The sequence below is a fragment of the Kribbella sp. NBC_01245 genome, from assembly GCF_036226525.1.
Classification (GTDB): Bacteria; Actinomycetota; Actinomycetes; order Propionibacteriales; family Kribbellaceae; genus Kribbella.
Genome location: NZ_CP108487.1, coordinates 7853476 through 7870666 on the forward strand (window position 1 = coordinate 7853476; position 17191 = coordinate 7870666).

Sequence of the window (17191 nt, forward strand, 5' to 3'; positions counted from 1 at the left end):
TTCAGCCCATTTTTCGGATACAGCGTTCGGACACAAAAAACATGGGCCGGGAGCAGCCGCGCAGGCGCGTCACCGGCGAATCACCGTCCAGTGTACCGGGACCAGCGTCGCGTCCGGCCGATAGTGTGCTCGCCATGACCGAAACGACGGCCTTCGACGACCCCGCCTACCGGGCCGCGGCGGTGGATCTCCTGGGTGTTCTCGCGTACGGCGAGCTGACCGCCTTCGAGCGGATCGCCGAGGACGCCAAACTCGCCCCGACCCTGAATGACAAGGCCCAGCTGGCCGCCCTGGCCACCACGGAGTTCGGCCATTTCCAGCAGTTGCGGGACCGTCTGGTGGAGCTCGGCGTCGACCCGATGGAGGCCATGCAGCCGTTCCAGGTGCCCCTCGACGCCTTCCACGACCACACCGCGCCGTCCGACTGGCTCGAGGGCCTGGTCAAGGCGTACGTCGGTGATGGTCTGGCGAACGACTTCTATCGCGAGGTCGCGGCGTACGTCGATGCCGGCACGCGGGCGCTGGTGCTGGAGGTGTTCGCCGAGTCGGGTCAGGCCGAGTTCGTGGTGGACCGCGTCCGCGCCGCCATCGAGGAGGACCCGAAGGTGGGCGGACGCCTCGCGCTCTGGGGCCGCCGCCTGGTCGGCGAAGCGCTCAGCCAGGCCCAGCGCATCGCCGCCGACCGCGATCCGCTGGCCGCCCTGCTGGCCGGCAGCGTCGACCGCCCTGGCCTGGACCTGGCCGCCATCGGCCGCATGTTCACCCGCCTGACCGAAGCCCACACCGCCCGCATGAACGCCCTCGGCCTGCAGGCCTGATCAAAAGCCAACCGGCCGCCACCCGTAAGGGCAGCGGCCGGTTCGTTCGTTCAAACAGCCAAATTCAGACGGTTAAATCGGCTAAGCCTTCTTCGACCGGCCGGTGACCGCGGCGGCGACCATGACCAGTACAGCGGCGGCCAGCACGCTGATCACCCATCGCCACCAGTCGATGCCCTTGGTATCCGTCCCGCCCAGGGCGTCCCACAGCCAGTAACCGATCAAGGCACCGCCGACGCCGCAGATCAGAGTCAGCCAGATCGGGATGTTGTCCCGGCCCTTAGGTGCGACCCACTTGCCGAGCAGACCGATGATGAAACCAAAGATGATGGTCCCGATGATCTCTCCCATGGGGAGCCTCCTTGCGAGTGAAGTTCAGGTCACCCTCACAGGTGGCCACTCAACCTCATCGTGCCCGCTCAGTGGCACAGAGCAACAGGGACACGCCAACTGGTTTGGCCTCAATCCGGCTGAGTCAGGAGGCGCCGAAACCCACCGGGCGGACGGTCTCCGCGCCGATCTCGACGTAGGCCAGCCGGTCGGCCGGGACGATGATCCGGCGACCCTTGTCATCGGTGAGCGCCAGCAGACCTTCCTTGCCGCTGAACGCGTCCCCTACCGCCTGCTCGATCTCCGACGCGCTCTGTCCGCTCTCCAGCACCAATTCACGATTGCTGTGCTGGACACCGATCTTGACCTCCACGAAACCCTCCGGGCACGTCATCACCGGCGGCTCTCGCCGGTCCTGAAAATGAGCCTATCCGGTGCCACGGACGGAACCCGCACGCGTCCGCCCAGAGCAGAAGCCCGGGCAGAAGCACGGCGCTAGATCGGGTCAGCCTTCAGTACGCGGGAAGCCGCGGATGCCGCGCCAGGCCAGTGCCGAGACGAGGTCGGCGGCCTGCTGCTGCGCGAGTGACGGGTTGTCCGACGCGAGCCAGTAGCGGGCGCTGACCTGGGCCATGCCGACGAGGCTGACCGCGAGCACCATCGACTGCTCCTTGTTCAGCCCGGCGTCCGCGCTGATCACCTCGGAACAGGCCTCGGCGCACGCGTGGGTGACCCGGTCGACCCGCTCGCGCACGGCCGGCTCGTTGGTCAGGTCGGACTCGAACACGAGCCGGAACGCGCCCTGCGCGTTCGCGACGTACTCGTAGAAGGCGTGGATGGTGGCCGCCACCCGTTGCTTGTTGTCCTCGGTCGAACGCAGCGCTTCCCGCACGGAGGCCACGATCGCCTCGCACGAGGTGTCCAGCAGCGCGAGGTAGAGGTCCAGTTTGCCGGGGAAGTGCTGGTAGAGCACGGGCTTGGAGACCCCGGCCCGTTCGGCGATGTCGTCCATCGCGGCGGCGTGATAGCCGTTCGCGACGAACACTTCCTGGGCGGCCTCGAGCAGCTGGGCGCGGCGGGCCAGACGAGGCAGGCGGCTGCCACGCCTAGGCGCGGTCTCCGGTGACGTCGACACGACGTGCTCCTTCAGTGGTCGGACCGGCGAGGTCGGTCACCGGGTCGTTCCGGCGAATCCTACCTAGCGGTAGACGTCCGGTCATCCGCCCAGGTCAGGAAGTGGTCATTCCGGTAGTGGGCGAGGGTCGTCGTACAGGCCCTCGAGCACGTCGCCATGCTGCTCGATCCGGGCCAGTACGTCGCCCGGGAGGAAGACCAGATCGCCCGGATCCGACGCTTGCGCGACCTCGTCCCAGTCCAGCGGCGTGGAGACCCGCGGCTCGTCGCTGCCGCGCAGGGAGTACGGCGCGAGCGTGGTCTTCGCGGAGTGGTTCTGACTCCAGTCGATGAACACCTTGCCCGGCCGCAACGCCTTGGTCATGGTCGAGGTGACGGTCTCGGGAATGGCCTCGGCCAGCTGGTCGGCGATCAGTTTGGCGAATTCGCTGGTCTTGCGCGACGAGGCCGGCTTGATCGGGACGTAGAGGTGCATGCCCTTGTTCCCGGACGTCTTCGCCCAGCACTCCAGCCCGAAATGATCGAGCAGATCCCGCACGGTCTGGGCCACGTCGCAGCAGTCGATGATCGTCGCACCCGGTCCCGGGTCAAGGTCGAAGACGATCAGGTCCGCTGTCGGCGATTTGCCGTCGGCCGAGTCGCCGATCCGCCATTGCGGCACGTGCAACTCGAGCGCGGCCAGATTCGCCAGCCAGACGATCGTGGCGATGTCGTCGGCCACCACGAAGTCGGCCTCGTCGCGGCCGGTGGAACTACCCGGCGTCGGCAGGGTCACGGTCCGCACCCAGTTCGGCGTACCGCGGGGTGCGTTCTTCTCGAAGAAGTACGCCGCGCCGGTTCCGTCGGGCCAGCGTTTCCGGGTCAGCGGGCGATCGCGCAGGTGGGGGAGCAGCACGGGCGCGGCCTGGAGGTAATAGTCGATCACCTCGGCCTTGGTGAAACCCGTCTCGGGATAGATGACCTTGCCGAGATTGGTCAGCTTGAGCAGCTGGCCGTCCACTTCGGTCGTGAGTTGCTGCGGCATACCCCCAGTCTTGCCCACCCAAAGCCAAGTGGTCAGCACCGGAGGTTCGTCGGCGCCGACCACTTTGGCGTGGGGTTAATCTGGACGAGTGGCAAGTTACTCCGAGGTAGTGGGGCGCGAATCCGTCGCGCTCGCGGCGCGGGAATGGCCGACGCGTTCGGTCCAGGTTTCGGGCGTGCCGATGCTGGTTCGGGACGTGCCGCAGGACACGCAAACTGAAGACACCGCGCTGTTCGTCCACGGGCTCGGCGGTTCTTCCACGAACTGGACGGCTCTCGGTTTGCTGCTGGCCGACAGGGTCCGCGGTGTCGCGATCGACCTGCCGGGCTTTGGCCGTACGCCGCCACTAGGTGGTCCGGCCGGTATCGCGGAACATGCCGAGACGCTGCTGGAATTCATGGACGGCGAGTTCGACCGACCGGTGCACCTGTTCGGCAATTCGATGGGCGGCTCGATCGCGGTCATGATCGCGGCCCGCCATCCGGAGAAGGTCGCCTCCCTCACGCTGGTATCACCCGCGATGCCGAATCCGCGGCCGTCCGTGGTGTCGGCCTGGTTCATCGCGTTGTCGGCGCCGCGGTTGGGGCCGGCCGTGTTGCGGCGTTCGGCGCAGTTGCCGTTCGACCGGCGGGTGAAGGCCGCGATGTCGATGGTCTTCGGCGACCCGCGTTCGCTGCCGCCCGAGTTCGTCGCGATGTACGAGGCCGAGTTGCGTCGCCGCGACGAGCAACCCTGGATCACGGACGCCGTACTGGCTGGAGCCCGGAGCATCGTGCAGTCGCAGTTGGTGCCGTCCAAGCGATCGTTGTGGGCCGATGCGGCTCGGGTGACCTGCCCGACCGTGCTGGTGTACGGCGGCCGCGACCGGCTCGTCGACGCGGGGATCCGGGTCCGTGCCCAGCAGACCTTCCCGAACGCGCGTCTGCTCTATCTGCCGCAATCGGGCCACGTCGCGCAGATGGAACACCCGGACCAGGTCGCGACGGCCTTCCGGCAGCTCATCCGGTCCTGAGTGCTCATCCGGTCTTGAGTAACGGGCCCGAGCGATAACCGAGGGCCAATCGAGACGTTCACGGACAACTTTCACTCGACGCTTGGAGTCCTTCCAAGGACGCACAAGTACAGAGCTGAAAGTGAGGCACACCTGTGGGTGTTTTCGGCAGATCCGCTGGTGGGGTGGCGATCGTTATCGCCGCTCTGCTCGGCACCACTTTGACCACTCCGGCGGCCGCCGCGCCGGGGCCTGGCGGTGGCACCAACCAGGAGAGCAAGGCCTGGTCGATCGATGCCAGTGGCAACGGTCTTCGCATCACCCTGCGGCTGCCCGAGGCGATCGGGCTGCGCGCCGCGCTGCCGTTGCTCGCGGTGGACGGCCGCCCGATCGGTGTGGCCCGCCAGTCCGCCGACGGCAAGACGCTGACCCTGGTCACGACTGACTCGTCGGTGCTGGGCGCTAAGAAGGTGGAGCTGGTCTGGTCGACCGAGCTCGGCAAGGACGGCGCCGCCCGCCGTTCGCCGCAGACCGGTGCCGACTGGTCCAAGGCAGCGCAGGGCAAACCGCTGCCGGTCGATCCCGGTTCCACTGGCAAGTTCAAGGTCGACACCTCGGAGTACAACCTGGGTGACGAGGCCGTCTACCTGTCCGGGATCAAGGCGAAATCCGAGCTCCGCGGCAAGGTCTACACCCCGCGCGGCGCCACCGGGAAGCGTCCGCTGGTGGTGTTCCTGCACGGCCGGCACGGCTTCTGCCACGGCACCTGGCCCGATCCCGAACCGGCCAAGCCGTGGCCGTGTCCTGCCGGGACGAAGGCCACGCCGAGCTACCGGGGGTACGACGCACCAGCGAAGGCCCTCGCCAGTCACGGCTACCAGGTCGTCTCGATCAGCTCGAACGCGATCAACGCGTACGACGGTGACGCCTTCGACTCCGGCGCGTTCGCCCGGGCGGAGCTGATCCTGAAACACCTCGACCTGTGGCGGAAATGGTCCACGATCGGCGGCAGCCCGTTCGGCAAGAAGTACGTCGGCAAGGTCAACCTGGCGAACGTCGGGCTGATGGGCCACTCCCGCGGCGGCGAGGGCGTCGTACGGGCCGCCTTGCTGAACGCCGAGCGCGGGGCCAAGTACGGCATTCGCGCGGTGCTGCCGTTGGCGCCGGTCGATTTCGCGCGGGCCACGCTGCCGGGTACGGCGATGAGCGTGATCCTGCCGTACTGCGATGGCGACGTGTCCGACCTGCAGGGGCAGCACTTCCACGACGACACGATGTACGCCGCCGGCGGTGACCGGGCCGCCCGGTCGACCGTGCTGGTGATGGGCGCGAACCACAACTTCTTCAACACCGAGTGGACGCCGGGGCAGTCCGAGGCGCCATCGGGTGACGACTGGTGGGGTGAGGAAAAGGCCGAGCCGTGTGGCGGTAAGGCCGCGGCCAGGCTCAAACCGCTCGAGCAGCAGGCGGTCGGGCGGGCGTACATCGCGGGCTTCTTCCGGCTCGAGCTTGGTCGCGAGACCGCGTTGCTGCCGCTGCTGGATGGCTCGAGCACCCGCGCGGCGTCGGCCGGCCGGGCGATCACGCGAGTCGTTGCGCAGGCTCCGGCCACCAACCGGTACGACCTGGCTCGGCTCGACCGGCCGTTGCCGGCGGGCTCGATCACTGGCAAGGCGACCGCGAAGGTCTGCACCGGGATGGCGTATCCGCCGCCGTCGCCGTTGAAGGCCATGAGCAAAGCGCCAGCCAGCCCATGTCTGGTGCATGAGAACAGCTCGCTCTTCCCGCACTGGACGCCCGCGGCCTATTCGCCCGAGGCGCCGACCACTTCGGTCACACAGCTCAAGTGGACCGGCACGGATGGCGTCATGCGGTTCGCCCTGCCCGTCGGGAAGCGCGACGTCCGGCGGTTCGCGGCGTTGAGCTTCCGGACGGCGCCGGGGCTGGAGGTCAAGCAGAAGACGGACTTCACGGTTCGGATCGTGGATGGCAAGGGCAAGTTGGTCGACCTGCCGGTGTCCGCGTTGAGCGATGCCTTGGTGCAACTGCCGGGCAACGAGGGCTCGATTCCGAAGACGATGTTACGCACTGTGCGGATCGCGCTCGCGGGGCTGAAAGGCCTTGATCTGAAGGACATCCGGTCCATCGAGTTCCGGACGAACAAGGCTGCCACGGGTTCGGCGTACATCTCGAATCTGGCCTTATCCAAGGCCGCGCTGAGTGTCTCGGCGCCGTCGACGTTGCCGCGCCTTTCGGTGAACGACCTGGGCACGATCAAGGAAGGCGATACCGGCAGCCAGACCCTGACGTACACCGTCAAGCTGTCGCGGCCGAGCGCCGTACCGGTCACGGTCAACGCCGAGGCGGCAGCGGACTCGATCTACCGCAGTGCCGGGGACGAGCCCGTGTACAGAAAGCTCGTGTTCAAGCCGGGACAGACGACTCAGCAGGTCTCAGTGCGAGTGGACGGCAACACCCGCGACGGCTATGACCAGCGGCTGAGTCTGGTGTTGTCGGCACCGACGGGCGCCATCGTCGGGCAGTCGTTCGGTCAGACTCTGGTCCTGGACGACGATCCGGACGCGGTCCTGACGGTCGGCGACGGCGTGGGAACGGAAGGCGGCATGATCCGGTTCCCGATGAAGCTGTCCGGGCCGAGCGACAAGTTCATCTACGCCGCCGGGCGCCTGGCCAGCGGTACGGCGATCCTGGGCAAGGACTTCCGTAGCTCGCAGGACCAGGGTGGAACGCCGCCGGAGACCCAGGAGTTCGGCAGCCTTCAGCAGGGCGAGACCGAGGGCTGGGTGGAGGTGCCGGCGCTCGCCGATACCGAGGCCGAGCCGGACGAGAAGTTCACCTTCACGGTCACCGAAATGAACGGCAAGCAACTGCCGAAGCCCCTGGTGCTGACGGGGACCATCCACAACAAACCCTGACGCTTGCGCCTTCCGGACGGAACGCAATTGAACCGAAGGCCAATCGAGATGTGCGGTGGCAACTTTCTCACCAGTCTGAGAGTCCCTTATAACGAACCATTCAGGCTGAGAGAGAGGCACACCTGTGGGTGTTTTCGGCAGATCCGTCCGGGGGGTGGCAGCGGGCGTCGTCGCCGTGCTGCTGACTTCGCTGGCCGTGCCGGTGGCGGGGGCCACCAGCACGGCGTCGGCGAGGTCGAACAGTCAGGTGGGGCAAGGTGACGACTGGACGGTGAAGCCGGCAGCCGGGGGATTTCTGATCACCAAGCGCCTCGATGCGCCGGTGCGGATGCGTGCCGCGCTGCCGCTGCTGGCCATCGACGGCGTGCCGGTCGGGGTGGCCCGCCAGTCGCCCGACGGCCGGACCCTGACCGTGCTCAGCACCAACCCGGCCGTGACGACCGCCAAGTCCGTCGAGCTGATGTGGTCGAGCGAGATCAACGAGCAGGCTGGCCGTTCGACCGCGTCGACCGAGAGCCCGGATTGGTCGAAGGCCGCGCTGGGCAAAGCGCTCGCCGTGGACCCAGGGTCGACCGGTCGGTTCAAGGTCGACATCTCGGAGTACAACCTCGGCAACGAGGCGCTCTTCCTGTCCGGCATCAAGGCGAAGAGCGAAGTGGCCGGCCGGGTCTACACCCCGCGCGGCGCGACCGGGAAGCGTCCGCTCGTCGTCTTTCTGCACGGGCGCCACTCGGTCTGCTACGGCAAACAGTCCGGCCCGGATCCCGTAAAGCCGTGGCCATGCCCGAAGGGCCAGAAGGCCATTCCGAGCTACAAGGGGTACGACGCACCCGCGAAGGCTCTCGCCAGTCACGGCTACCTGGTCGTTTCGATCAGCGCGAACGCGATCAACGCCTACGACGGTGAGGTCTTCGACGCCGGCGCACTCGCCCGCGGGCAGTTGGTGCTCGCTCACCTAGACCTGTTCAACAAGTGGTCGACCGTTGGCGGCGGCCCGTTCGGCAAGCGCTATGTCGGCAAGGTCGACCTGCGCCGGGTCGGGTTGATGGGCCACTCCCGCGGCGGCGAAGGCGTCGTACGGGCCGCTTTGCTGAACTCCGAGCGCGGCCGGAAGTACGGCATTCGCGCGGTGCTGCCGCTGGCGCCGGTCGACTTCGCGCGGGCCACGCTGCCCGACACCGCGATGAGCGTCATCCTGCCGTACTGCGATGGCGACGTGTCCGACCTGCAGGGGCAGCACTTCTACGACGACACCCGTTACTCCGTGACCGGCGACCGCGCGGCGCGATCGACCGTGCTCGTGATGGGCGCGAACCACAACTACTTCAACACCCAATGGACGCCGGGCCGATCGGTCGCGCCCTCGTGGGACGACTGGGGTGGCGCGAGTAAGACGGCTCCGTGCGGTTCGGCGTCCGCGCCGCGGCTCAAGCCGACCGAGCAGGAGGCGGTCGGCAGGGCGTACATCGGGGGCTTCTTCCGGCTCGAGCTCGGTGGTGAGTCGGCGCTGCTGCCGCTGTTCGACGGTTCGACGACTCGGGCCGCCTCGGCCGGGCGAGCTGTTGTGCGCGTCGTTTCGCAGGCGCCGGCCAACCGGCGGTATGACCTGGCTCGGCTCGACCGCGCGCTCCCGGCGGGTTCGGTGACGGGCAAGGCGGTTGCCCGGTTGTGCACGGGGCTCAAGTTCACCGAGCCGCGAGGCGGGCATCTGGCGGCCAACACGGCCAGCACGGCCAGCACGGCCAGCACGGCTTGCCGTACGACGGACGACCCGTCGCAATTCCCGCACTGGACTCCGGCGGCGATCGCGGCCGTGGCGCCGACCACGACGGTGACCAACCTGAGCTGGACCGGGACCACCGGGTCGATGCGGATCAACCTCGCGCCGAAGCTGCGGGATGTCCGTCGCTTCTCGGCGTTGTCGTTCCGCGCGGCGCCGGATGCGAGTGTCCGGCTGAAAACGGACCTGACCGTCCGGGTTCGCGACGGCAAGGGCCGCGTGGTCGACGTACCGGTGTCCTCCGTCAGCGACGCGTTGTCGAAGCTGCCGGGGCAGAACCGTGGCGGTCTGCCGAAGATGATGTTGCGCACGGTCCGGATCCCGCTCACGTCGCTGGCCAAACTCGACCTGCGCGATATCCGGTCGGTTGAGTTCGTCACCAACAAGGCCGCCACCGGCTCGGTCTTCCTGTCCGACGTGGTCTTCTCGAAGCCGTGGATGAGCCGTCCGCAGCCGCCCGCGCAGCCGATCGCCTCGGTGAACGACGTGACCATGAAGGAAGGCGACAGCGGTACCAAGTCGGCCGTCTTCACGATCAGGCTGTCGAAGGCATCGCGCGTGCCGGTGACCGTCTTCGCCGAGACCGCCGGATGGTTCACCGACGTGGTCGGCGCGACGGCTCGCCGGGTGGTGTTCGCTCCAGGCGTGACCACGGTGAAGTTCGCCGTGCCGATCCACCCGAACAAGCACGATGGCGAGGACCAGCGCTTCGACGTACTGCTGTCGAACCCGACCCAGGCGATCGTCGGCGACTCGTTCGGCGCGGGCAAGGTGCTCGACGACGACCCGCCGCCGATGGTCCAGATCGGCCCGGGCGTGGGCACCGAGGGACCGGAGAAGACGGTCAGCTTCCCGGTCAAGCTGTCGCTGCCGTCCGACCGCGGCGTGCAACTCACCGGTGAGCTGATCAGCGGCACGGCCACCCTCGGCAAGGACTTCACCAGCCCCGAGGACGACGGGGCGGGCGTTCCGGAGAAGCCCATCTACGGTTTCGTCGCCGAGGGCAGCACCACCGGCGAGATCCTGGTCCCGATCACCGACGACCGCCTCGCCGAACCCGACGAAACCCTCACCCTCAAGATCACCGCCGTCGACGGCGGCATCCTCAAAGTCCCCACCACCTACCCAGGCACCATCCACGACAACGACTGACCCGGTATATCCAGTGCCTGCGCCGGAAGCACCGAAGAATTTCCGGCGCAGGACACCGACGACGGCACCGGCTGACTGACTAGGCTACTGGCCATGCCATCGGACCTTGAGCGGATCGCCCAGGGACTGATCGACTACCTCGACGCGAACCCGCGCCTGGCCGCGGAGCTTGGCGCCGCGGCAGCACAATGCCAGCAGTTGGCAGTGGAGGTCGCTGAGCTGGCGGTGATACTGCCTGAGGCGGCTGCTGCAGCCGAGTACCTCCAGCAGGCCGCGAATGACTGCGGCGAGGCAGCACAACTGTCCTCCCGTGCGACTGTGATCGGGCACAACTGGGCGGTTGAGGCGGTCGGCGCCAGTGGCCCGACCGTAGGTGATCGACCGGGCTCGCAGGATGCAGCGGCCGGCAACAAGCCTGAGTCTGCATCGCCACCACAGAGCCCGGACGCCGCGGACTCACCGTCGCAGCCTGAGCAGATTGAGCTGAACTTCGGCGACCTGCTGGTACCCGATCCTGGTGCGGCAGACGATAAGGCCCAACCTTCGACAATCGAGTTGTCGACCAGCGACCTGGAGCACCGACGCGTTCTGAATCATCCGCCAGGCAACGCGACGATCGTGGTGGACGGCCGATTCACCTATAGAACTGATGAGCGTGGCCGTGTCATCAGCGCTAACGCGATTCTCGACATTGTCGACGTGAAGCATCCTCGGGACGTGGCAGCGCAGCGCAAGCTGATTGGGAAGCTACCCGGCGACCACGCGGGTCATATCTTCGCCCGCATCTTCCAGGGACCGCTAGGTTCGCTGAACCTGACAGCGATGGAAGGCGCGAAGGTCAACCAAAGTGCATACAAAACCTTGGAAAACCGATGGCGACAATTGATCGAGAGCGGCAACGAAGTCGAGGTCTTCATCGAACTGAAGTACCTAGGCGATAGCGTTCGGCCTGACCGCATCCAGGTCGGCTACAGCCAAGACGGCAAGGTCCGATGGACCACGATCCGTAACACCCCACGACAGCAAGGAGGCCGCGACGGTGGACAGCGAATCTAACGAGCGCCTGGTCGCCGTGGGCAAAGCCCTGGTGCGGGCCGCCCCAACCGCATGGACGAAGCTTGAGCTGCACGTGACCGGAGCGGGCGGAATGACCGAGACAGCCCTTGACATCCACCATCCCGACAACACGATTGACCAATCAGGGGCACTGGATAGCGACGGCCGCGAAGCGGTTCACGACCTTCGGGAATCGATGTTCCAGCCCGGCAAGGGAACCTGGTTCAACGCCACGTTGACCCTCGATCGAACCGGCAAGTTCAACGCCGAGTTCGACTACGACAACGCCCCGTTCGATGGTGTTGCCGACGCTGAGCTGCTTGTCGAAGACCAACAGTTGTTCCCACGCGATCCGGCGAACCTCCCAAACTGGCATCCGTCCGCAAACAGCTGACCTTAGCCGGTCACGCGTCTAGGCCGCGCCTGACCGCGGCCGACGGCACGCCGCTCTGCTGGACGCCGCTCAAGGCAAGTGGGCGGGCACGGTACGGAGTCCGGGATTTGGGCTGGAAACGTCCGGGATGTGCACCATGTGGACGGGTGCGGGGGAGGGTTGGGGAGTGGGGGACTATGGGGGTATGACACTTCCACCCCTGGTTGAGCCGGCTGACGAGCTGACCATTGACGAGGTGCGGCGGTATTCGCGGCACCTGATCATTCCCGAGGTCGGGATGGCCGGGCAGAAGCGGCTGAAGAACGCCAAGGTGCTGGTGATCGGCGCCGGTGGGCTCGGCAGCCCCGCTCTGCTCTACCTGGCGGCGGCCGGAGTCGGCACGTTGGGCATCGTCGAATTCGACACCGTCGACGAGTCGAACCTGCAGCGCCAGATCATTCACGGCCAGTCCGACGTCGGTAAGTCCAAGGCCCAGTCGGCCAAGGACTCGATCCTCGAGACGAACCCGTACACCAATGTCGTTCTGCACGAGGTCCGGCTGGACAACGACAACGTCTTCGAGATCTTCGAGCAGTACGACCTGATCGTCGACGGCACCGACAACTTCGCCACCCGGTATCTGGTGAACGACGCCGCGGTGCTGCTCGGCAAGCCGTACGTGTGGGGCTCGATCTTCCGGTTCGACGGGCAGATCAGCGTGTTCTGGGCCGAGCATGGCCCTTGCTACCGCTGCCTCTACCCCGAGCCGCCGCCTCCCGGCATGGTGCCGTCGTGCGCCGAGGGCGGCGTCCTCGGTGTGCTCTGCGCCTCCGTCGGCGCGGCCCAGGTCACCGAGGCGATCAAGCTGCTCACCGGTATCGGCGACCCGTCGCTCGGCCGGCTGAACATCTACGAGGCCCTCGACCTGAACTGGCGCACCCTGAAGGTTCGCAAGGACCCGAACTGCGCCATCTGCGGCGAGAACCCGACCGTCACCGAGCTGATCGACTACGAGAGCTTCTGCGGTGCGATCACCGAGGAGGCGGCCGACGCCGCGGCGGGCTCGACAATCTCGGTCAAGCAGCTGAGCGAGTGGATCAAGCTCAAGGACAACGGCGAGAAGGACTTCCTGCTGGTCGACGTCCGCGAGCCCAACGAGTACGAGATCAACCGGATCCCGGGCGCGGTGCTGATCCCCAAGGCCGACTTCCAGACCGGCGTCGCGCTGGAGAAGCTGCCGCAGGACAAGCAGCTCGTCTTCCACTGCAAGTCCGGCGTGCGGTCGGCGGAGGTGCTGGCCATCGCCAAGGGCGCAGGCTTCTCCGACGCCGTGCACGTCGGCGGTGGCGTGGTGGCCTGGGTCGACCAGATCGACCCGTCCCAGCCGTCGTACTGACCCTGCATCAACCGAAGAAGGGCGCCGCGGATCTCCTTCCGCGGCGCCCTTTCTTTCTGTACGTCGTACGTCGCTTAGCGGAGCAGGCGGTTTGCCTCCCGCAGGGTGTTCGCGGCGACCTGGCGGCCGAGGGTGACGCCGGTCGTATCAGCGGTGCGGGTGTGGATGCCGGACCAGACCCGGGCGTCGACGTTTTCCTCGGTGAGCTTGCGCCACGTCGTGTAGGTCCGGGTGACGCCCGGCGCCGACGGGCTGCCGATCGTGTACGGCTTGGCCGTCCGCGGCCCGACCAGCGTGGTCAGCACCTGCTCGGCTGATCCGGAATACGTGGTGTGGCCGCTGGGGTAGTCCGGGTGGGCAGGAGTGGTGTGGTGCGGCGTCCAGGTGGCGTCGCCGCCGGCCCGGATGGCTGTGACGGGACGCCAGCGCAGGTAGGCGTACTTGGTGTCAGAGGTGGCGATTTGCGTGTCCACCGCTGCCACGTGGAAGAGCGCGACGAGCTTGGCCCGGTCGGCTGGGGACTTACCGGTGGTCTCGGTTAGCGCTACTCGCACGGGCTCGGTGTAGAGGACGTACGACGAACCGAGCCAGAAGACGGCCGTGTCCGTCTGGGCTTGCGTGCGGGTGGTGCTTCCGGCTGAGCCGACCGTACGTACCTCGGTGAGGTCGCGGTTGTAGCGAGCCGACCCGAGTGCCGGAGGCGGCCCTGGTCGGTACTGGTTCGCACTACGCAGCAGGAAGGGCTTGGCGACCCTGTTGCCGTACTGCGTGGCTGGAGAGTTTGCGGGCGGTGTGGGCTGCCAAATGCCTGGAGCAGCGGGTGGTGGGGTGAAGGGCGCGTTCACCGAGGCCGGGTCTAGCCCGTCACCTGTTCTTGAGGTCAGCACCGCCTTGGCTTGTCGCCGTCCTTCCGCGAGACCGGTGGACTCGGCGGAGCCGTCGGGGATCCGCGCCAGCGTGGTGGCGAGGGCCTGGTCGAGTTGGGCGGCGCGGGCCGGGATGAGCGTGACCAGCGTTTCGTGTACGGCGCCGGCGAGTGCGGCGTCCTGGTAGTCGCGCGTAGCGGCCGGTTTGTGCAGCAGGGCGCGGGTGGCGGCGAGCCAGCCGATCGCCCAGGTCCGGTTGTTGGTGACCTGGGTGGGCGCGCCGGCGGTGGAGATCGTGCTCGCGGTGACGTCGTACCACTCGAGTGCGACGTCGGTGCGGGCCGTGGGGTTGGCCGCGGCGGGGGTGATGGCGATGGCTGTGGAGAGGGCAAGGGACGTGAAGATGCCCAGCGGGCGGTGACTCATGAATGCTCCTTGGAAAGGCGGGACGAGCAGGCGGGGCTGAAGGTGCTTGGGCACGGTCAACAGCTGGCACTGCACGTGCGCATCAGGTCGATGTGGCGACGGGCCACTAACCAGACGGCTGCACTCATGGCCGAAATCATGGCATGCCGACGACACTGCGTGATGGGCGTTTTACTTGATGGACAAACTTGACTTTGGAAATCTCCAGTTGGACTGTCGGTGCGGCCGCGTAATCTCGGAACATGTGCAGAAACATCACTCCGCTCCGGGGCCTTGAGCCGGCCGCCACCCCGGAAGAGATTCAGGCGGCCGCGATGCAGTTCGTTCGCAAGGTGGCCGGTGTGAGCAGCATCAGCGCCACCACCAGGGAGCCGCTGGAGCGTGCCGCGGCCGAGATCGCGAAGATCACCACCGCGCTGCTGGAGGAGTTGCCCGAGCGCCGGGTGCCACCGCAGACCGTGCCGCCGCTGCGCCGTCCCGAGGTCAGAGCACGCCTCGGCCTGAGCTAGGCGTTTTTGGAACGGGGTTCCACCAGGCGGCCGGGCGGTATACGTTTTCCGCATGCGCTTCGCGATCAAGACCCGGCCCGAACACACCACCTGGGAGCAGCTCCGCGATGTGTGGATCGCTGCCGACGAGTTCGAGATCTTCGAGTCCGCCTGGAACTGGGACCACTTCTACCCGCTGACCGGTGATCTGACCGGCCCGAACCTCGAGGGCTGGACGACGCTCGCGGCGCTGGCGCAGGCCACGAAGCGGATCCGCCTGGGCTGTCAGGTCAGCGGCATGATCTACCGGCATCCCGCGGTGCTGGCCAACATGGCGGCGACCGTCGACATCATCTCCGCGGGTCGGCTGGAGCTCGGCGTCGGCGCGGGCTGGAACCAGCTCGAGTGCGACGCGTACGGGATCGAGCTGCCGCCGCTGAAGGAGCGGTTCGACCGGTTCGACGAAGGCGTCGAGGCGATCGTCGGCCTGCTCAGCGACACCGTCACGAACTACGACGGCCGGTACGTCAAACTCACCGATGCTCGATGCGAGCCCAAACCCGTGCAGCGCCCGCATCCGCCCATCACGATCGGCGGCAAGGGCCCGAAGCGAACGCTGCGAGCCGCCGCCCGATGGGCCCAGCAGTGGAACGTGATCGTGCCGAGCGTCGACGAATGGCTGCCGCTGAAGGAGATCCTGGTCGGCCACTGCGACGACATCGGCCGCGATCCCAGCGAGATCACGTGCTCGGTGAATGTCCGGATCGACCCGGAGCAGCCGCTCGAGAACGCCGTCGCGGAAGCAGCGACGTACCAAAAGGCGGGTGTCGACCTGATCGTCATGAACCTCCCGCACCGGGCTGCCCCCGAGACACTGGAGCCGCTCGCGAAGGCGCTCGCGACCCTGTCCTAAAGGACAGGTTTTCCCTGCGGAGCAAGGGATGGCGGGCATCGGCACGCGTTGACAGGATTCGTCGCAACCTCGACGAAAGGGTTCCCGTCATGCGACGTTTCCTCGCCGGTCTCGCCATCACCGGTGCTTTGCTCTCGACGACCGCGATCACGGCTGACGCAGCACCCGCGCGGGTGTACGGCGAGCAGGCCGTAACCGCTTGCGAATACTGGAACGCGGCGAAGTCGAACTACGTGAACATCCGGTCCTGGCACTCGACGTCATCCTCGATCAACGGGCAACTCCAGAAGGGCCAGCGGTTCTGCCTGGTCGGTACGCAGACCTGGCCCGAGCAAGACGGCCACATCTGGGTCTACGGCTACAGCTACTCGTCAGGCATTCGCGGTTGGGTGGCGTCGGACCTGCTTGCCTGGCCGTGAGGAGTGCCCCTTCGGCACTAGTCTCAGGTGGGTGGAGATCAGTCCTGAGGACCTAAGCCGCTGGCATAGCGCACTGGCCGATCTGGCCGACGTGCGCGACTGGAGCCGGCTGTGGGGGCCTGACGGCGACGTGCTGGTACTGCGCGACAGAGTTGCCGCTGCGACCGGCTGGCTACCCATGCCACCCGGGCCGTCCATCGACGATCGCCAGCGCTCCTGGGGCTTCGACACGCCCAGGAGCACGGTGATCGACGTACATCCGCAGAACGCGCTGGTCCGGCTCAAGCAGGCATTGGTGGCTCGGGACGTTAGTGACGAGCAGGAGTTCGCAGAGGCTGTAGCAGTCGCTCTACCCCGCTGGAGCCGCCTTGTCGCGGCTGCAGCAGTTGTACTTGGGCAAGAGCCATTCCTGTCCGAACCAGCTCTCGAAGACACCAGAAGGCTGGCTGTTTGGCAGCGACCGGGTGCCGAGATCCGCCTGGCCTGCAAGGCGCCCGAGTGGTACGACGAGGAACTGCCGGGTATTACGTTCGCGCTCTCCGTCCACGCCTCGGCTCGATGACCACCCGCCTGGCCGACGGTTCGGAGATCCGGACCCGGGCGAAGGCCTTGCAATGGCTGGCCGAGGGGATCGAGGCGAGCCGGTCCGGGCGGCCGCCGTTCGACCTGGGTGCGCCCGACGGCACGCGGCGGTTGCTGTACTCGGGCAACGTGATCGACCCGGCGACGAACCAGACCGTGCCAGTCGATCCGTCCAGGCCCGCCGAGCCGGGCAACGAACTGCACTCCGGCGCCGTGGCCCGCGCGATCACCAACGAACTGCCAGACACGATGACGCTGGAGCAGACCCGGGACGGTGGCCTGGCGGACGGCCTGCGCCTGTACGAGGACGGCACGCATGCGCCGTTGCCGGGTGGGCGGACCGATACCGACCTGCGCGAACGCGGTCGTAGTGTCGCGGGCGGTCAGTTGCGGGTGCTGGACGGATTGGCGCCGCCCGGAAGCAGCGCCGTACCGGCGACGAACGGCGAACGTCCGGCCGCGTATCAGCGTGGTGCCGGGCGGAGCCAAGGGATCGAGAGAGGCTGA

General features: G+C 67.2%; 17 protein-coding genes. 12 read left to right on the forward strand and 5 right to left on the reverse strand.

Annotated features, from left to right (window positions below; genetic code table 11):
- Positions 1 to 134 precede the first annotated feature (134 nt).
- Complete coding sequence (locus OG394_RS36170) at positions 135 to 818, forward strand: ferritin-like fold-containing protein (RefSeq protein WP_328991766.1); 684 nt, start codon at positions 135 to 137, stop codon at positions 816 to 818.
- Between the two features lie 81 nt (positions 819 to 899).
- Here OG394_RS36170 and OG394_RS36175 read toward each other — a convergent pair whose 3' ends face one another.
- The 4 genes from OG394_RS36175 to ligD all read right to left on the reverse strand — a co-directional run bounded on the left by OG394_RS36175 (position 900) and on the right by ligD (position 3306).
- Positions 900 to 1169: a GlsB/YeaQ/YmgE family stress response membrane protein gene (locus OG394_RS36175; RefSeq protein ID WP_328991767.1), complete on the reverse strand. Its 270-nt coding sequence runs from the start codon at positions 1167 to 1169 to the stop codon at positions 900 to 902.
- 124 nt (positions 1170 to 1293) lie between these two features.
- Positions 1294 to 1521 carry a DUF3107 domain-containing protein gene (locus tag OG394_RS36180; protein WP_328991768.1) on the reverse strand — a complete coding sequence of 76 codons (228 nt, stop codon included), beginning with the start codon at positions 1519 to 1521 and terminating at the stop codon, positions 1294 to 1296.
- Between the two features lie 132 nt (positions 1522 to 1653).
- On the reverse strand, positions 1654 to 2283 hold the full coding sequence (locus OG394_RS36185; protein ID WP_328991770.1) for a TetR/AcrR family transcriptional regulator: 630 nt from the start codon (positions 2281 to 2283) through the stop codon (positions 1654 to 1656).
- Between the two features lie 105 nt (positions 2284 to 2388).
- The gene (gene ligD / locus OG394_RS36190) at positions 2389 to 3306 is read right to left on the reverse strand and encodes a non-homologous end-joining DNA ligase (protein WP_328991771.1); all 918 of its coding nucleotides are present in this window, start codon (positions 3304 to 3306) and stop codon (positions 2389 to 2391) included.
- Positions 3307 to 3394: 88 nt separating this feature from the next.
- On the opposite strand from ligD, the gene OG394_RS36195 reads away from it, so the two are divergent.
- The 6 genes from OG394_RS36195 (at position 3395) to moeZ (ending at position 12990) form a co-directional block, all read left to right on the forward strand.
- Positions 3395 to 4318, forward strand: coding sequence for an alpha/beta fold hydrolase (locus OG394_RS36195; protein WP_328991772.1), 924 nt, complete (start codon positions 3395 to 3397; stop codon positions 4316 to 4318).
- Between the two features lie 164 nt (positions 4319 to 4482).
- Entirely contained in the window at positions 4483 to 7233 is a 2751-nt protein-coding gene (locus tag OG394_RS36200) for a hypothetical protein (RefSeq protein WP_328991773.1), read from the forward strand.
- Between the two features lie 154 nt (positions 7234 to 7387).
- Complete coding sequence (locus OG394_RS36205) at positions 7388 to 10165, forward strand: hypothetical protein (protein ID WP_328991775.1); 2778 nt, start codon at positions 7388 to 7390, stop codon at positions 10163 to 10165.
- A 93-nt stretch (positions 10166 to 10258) separates the two neighbouring features.
- On the forward strand, positions 10259 to 11221 hold the full coding sequence (locus OG394_RS36210; RefSeq protein WP_328991776.1) for a DNA/RNA non-specific endonuclease: 963 nt from the start codon (positions 10259 to 10261) through the stop codon (positions 11219 to 11221).
- Positions 11205 to 11615 (forward strand): immunity protein YezG family protein, encoded by a 411-nt coding sequence (locus OG394_RS36215; protein WP_328991778.1) that lies wholly within the window; start codon positions 11205 to 11207, stop codon positions 11613 to 11615. Before OG394_RS36210 ends, OG394_RS36215 begins: the two co-directional genes overlap by 17 nt.
- A 184-nt stretch (positions 11616 to 11799) precedes the next feature.
- The gene (gene moeZ, locus OG394_RS36220) at positions 11800 to 12990 is read left to right on the forward strand and encodes an adenylyltransferase/sulfurtransferase MoeZ (RefSeq protein WP_328991779.1); all 1191 of its coding nucleotides are present in this window, start codon (positions 11800 to 11802) and stop codon (positions 12988 to 12990) included.
- A gap of 74 nt (positions 12991 to 13064) precedes the next feature.
- On the opposite strand, the gene OG394_RS36225 is transcribed toward moeZ, so the two are convergent.
- On the reverse strand, positions 13065 to 14282 hold the full coding sequence (locus OG394_RS36225; protein WP_328991780.1) for a vanadium-dependent haloperoxidase: 1218 nt from the start codon (positions 14280 to 14282) through the stop codon (positions 13065 to 13067).
- Between the two features lie 242 nt (positions 14283 to 14524).
- Between OG394_RS36225 and OG394_RS36230 the strand changes: the two genes are divergently transcribed.
- The 5 genes from OG394_RS36230 (at position 14525) to OG394_RS36250 (ending at position 17191) form a co-directional block, all read left to right on the forward strand.
- Entirely contained in the window at positions 14525 to 14791 is a 267-nt protein-coding gene (locus OG394_RS36230) for a DUF2277 domain-containing protein (RefSeq protein WP_328991781.1), read from the forward strand.
- Between the two features lie 52 nt (positions 14792 to 14843).
- Positions 14844 to 15683, forward strand: coding sequence for an LLM class F420-dependent oxidoreductase (locus tag OG394_RS36235; protein WP_328991782.1), 840 nt, complete (start codon positions 14844 to 14846; stop codon positions 15681 to 15683).
- An 89-nt stretch (positions 15684 to 15772) separates the two neighbouring features.
- A complete protein-coding gene (locus OG394_RS36240) occupies positions 15773 to 16102 on the forward strand; it encodes an SH3 domain-containing protein (RefSeq protein ID WP_328991783.1) in 330 nt (109 codons plus the stop codon).
- A gap of 31 nt (positions 16103 to 16133) precedes the next feature.
- Positions 16134 to 16664: a hypothetical protein gene (locus OG394_RS36245; RefSeq protein WP_328991784.1), complete on the forward strand. Its 531-nt coding sequence runs from the start codon at positions 16134 to 16136 to the stop codon at positions 16662 to 16664.
- A complete protein-coding gene (locus OG394_RS36250) occupies positions 16661 to 17191 on the forward strand; it encodes a hypothetical protein (RefSeq protein ID WP_328991785.1) in 531 nt (176 codons plus the stop codon). The genes OG394_RS36245 and OG394_RS36250 overlap by 4 nt, the downstream gene beginning before the upstream one ends.

Excerpts from the sequence above, each read along its gene's own strand:
- OG394_RS36170 (WP_328991766.1), top strand. The coding sequence starts at position 135 with ATGACCGAAACGACGGCCTTCGACGACCCCGCCTACCGGGCCGCGGCG.
- OG394_RS36175 (WP_328991767.1), bottom strand. The coding sequence starts at position 1,169 with ATGGGAGAGATCATCGGGACCATCATCTTTGGTTTCATCATCGGTCTG.
- ligD (WP_328991771.1), bottom strand. The coding sequence starts at position 3,306 with ATGCCGCAGCAACTCACGACCGAAGTGGACGGCCAGCTGCTCAAGCTG.
- OG394_RS36210 (WP_328991776.1), top strand. The coding sequence starts at position 10,259 with ATGCCATCGGACCTTGAGCGGATCGCCCAGGGACTGATCGACTACCTC.
- moeZ (WP_328991779.1), top strand. The coding sequence starts at position 11,800 with ATGACACTTCCACCCCTGGTTGAGCCGGCTGACGAGCTGACCATTGAC.
- OG394_RS36225 (WP_328991780.1), bottom strand. The coding sequence starts at position 14,282 with ATGAGTCACCGCCCGCTGGGCATCTTCACGTCCCTTGCCCTCTCCACA.
- OG394_RS36230 (WP_328991781.1), top strand. The coding sequence starts at position 14,525 with ATGTGCAGAAACATCACTCCGCTCCGGGGCCTTGAGCCGGCCGCCACC.
- OG394_RS36235 (WP_328991782.1), top strand. The coding sequence starts at position 14,844 with ATGCGCTTCGCGATCAAGACCCGGCCCGAACACACCACCTGGGAGCAG.
- OG394_RS36240 (WP_328991783.1), top strand. The coding sequence starts at position 15,773 with ATGCGACGTTTCCTCGCCGGTCTCGCCATCACCGGTGCTTTGCTCTCG.
- OG394_RS36250 (WP_328991785.1), top strand. The coding sequence starts at position 16,661 with ATGACCACCCGCCTGGCCGACGGTTCGGAGATCCGGACCCGGGCGAAG.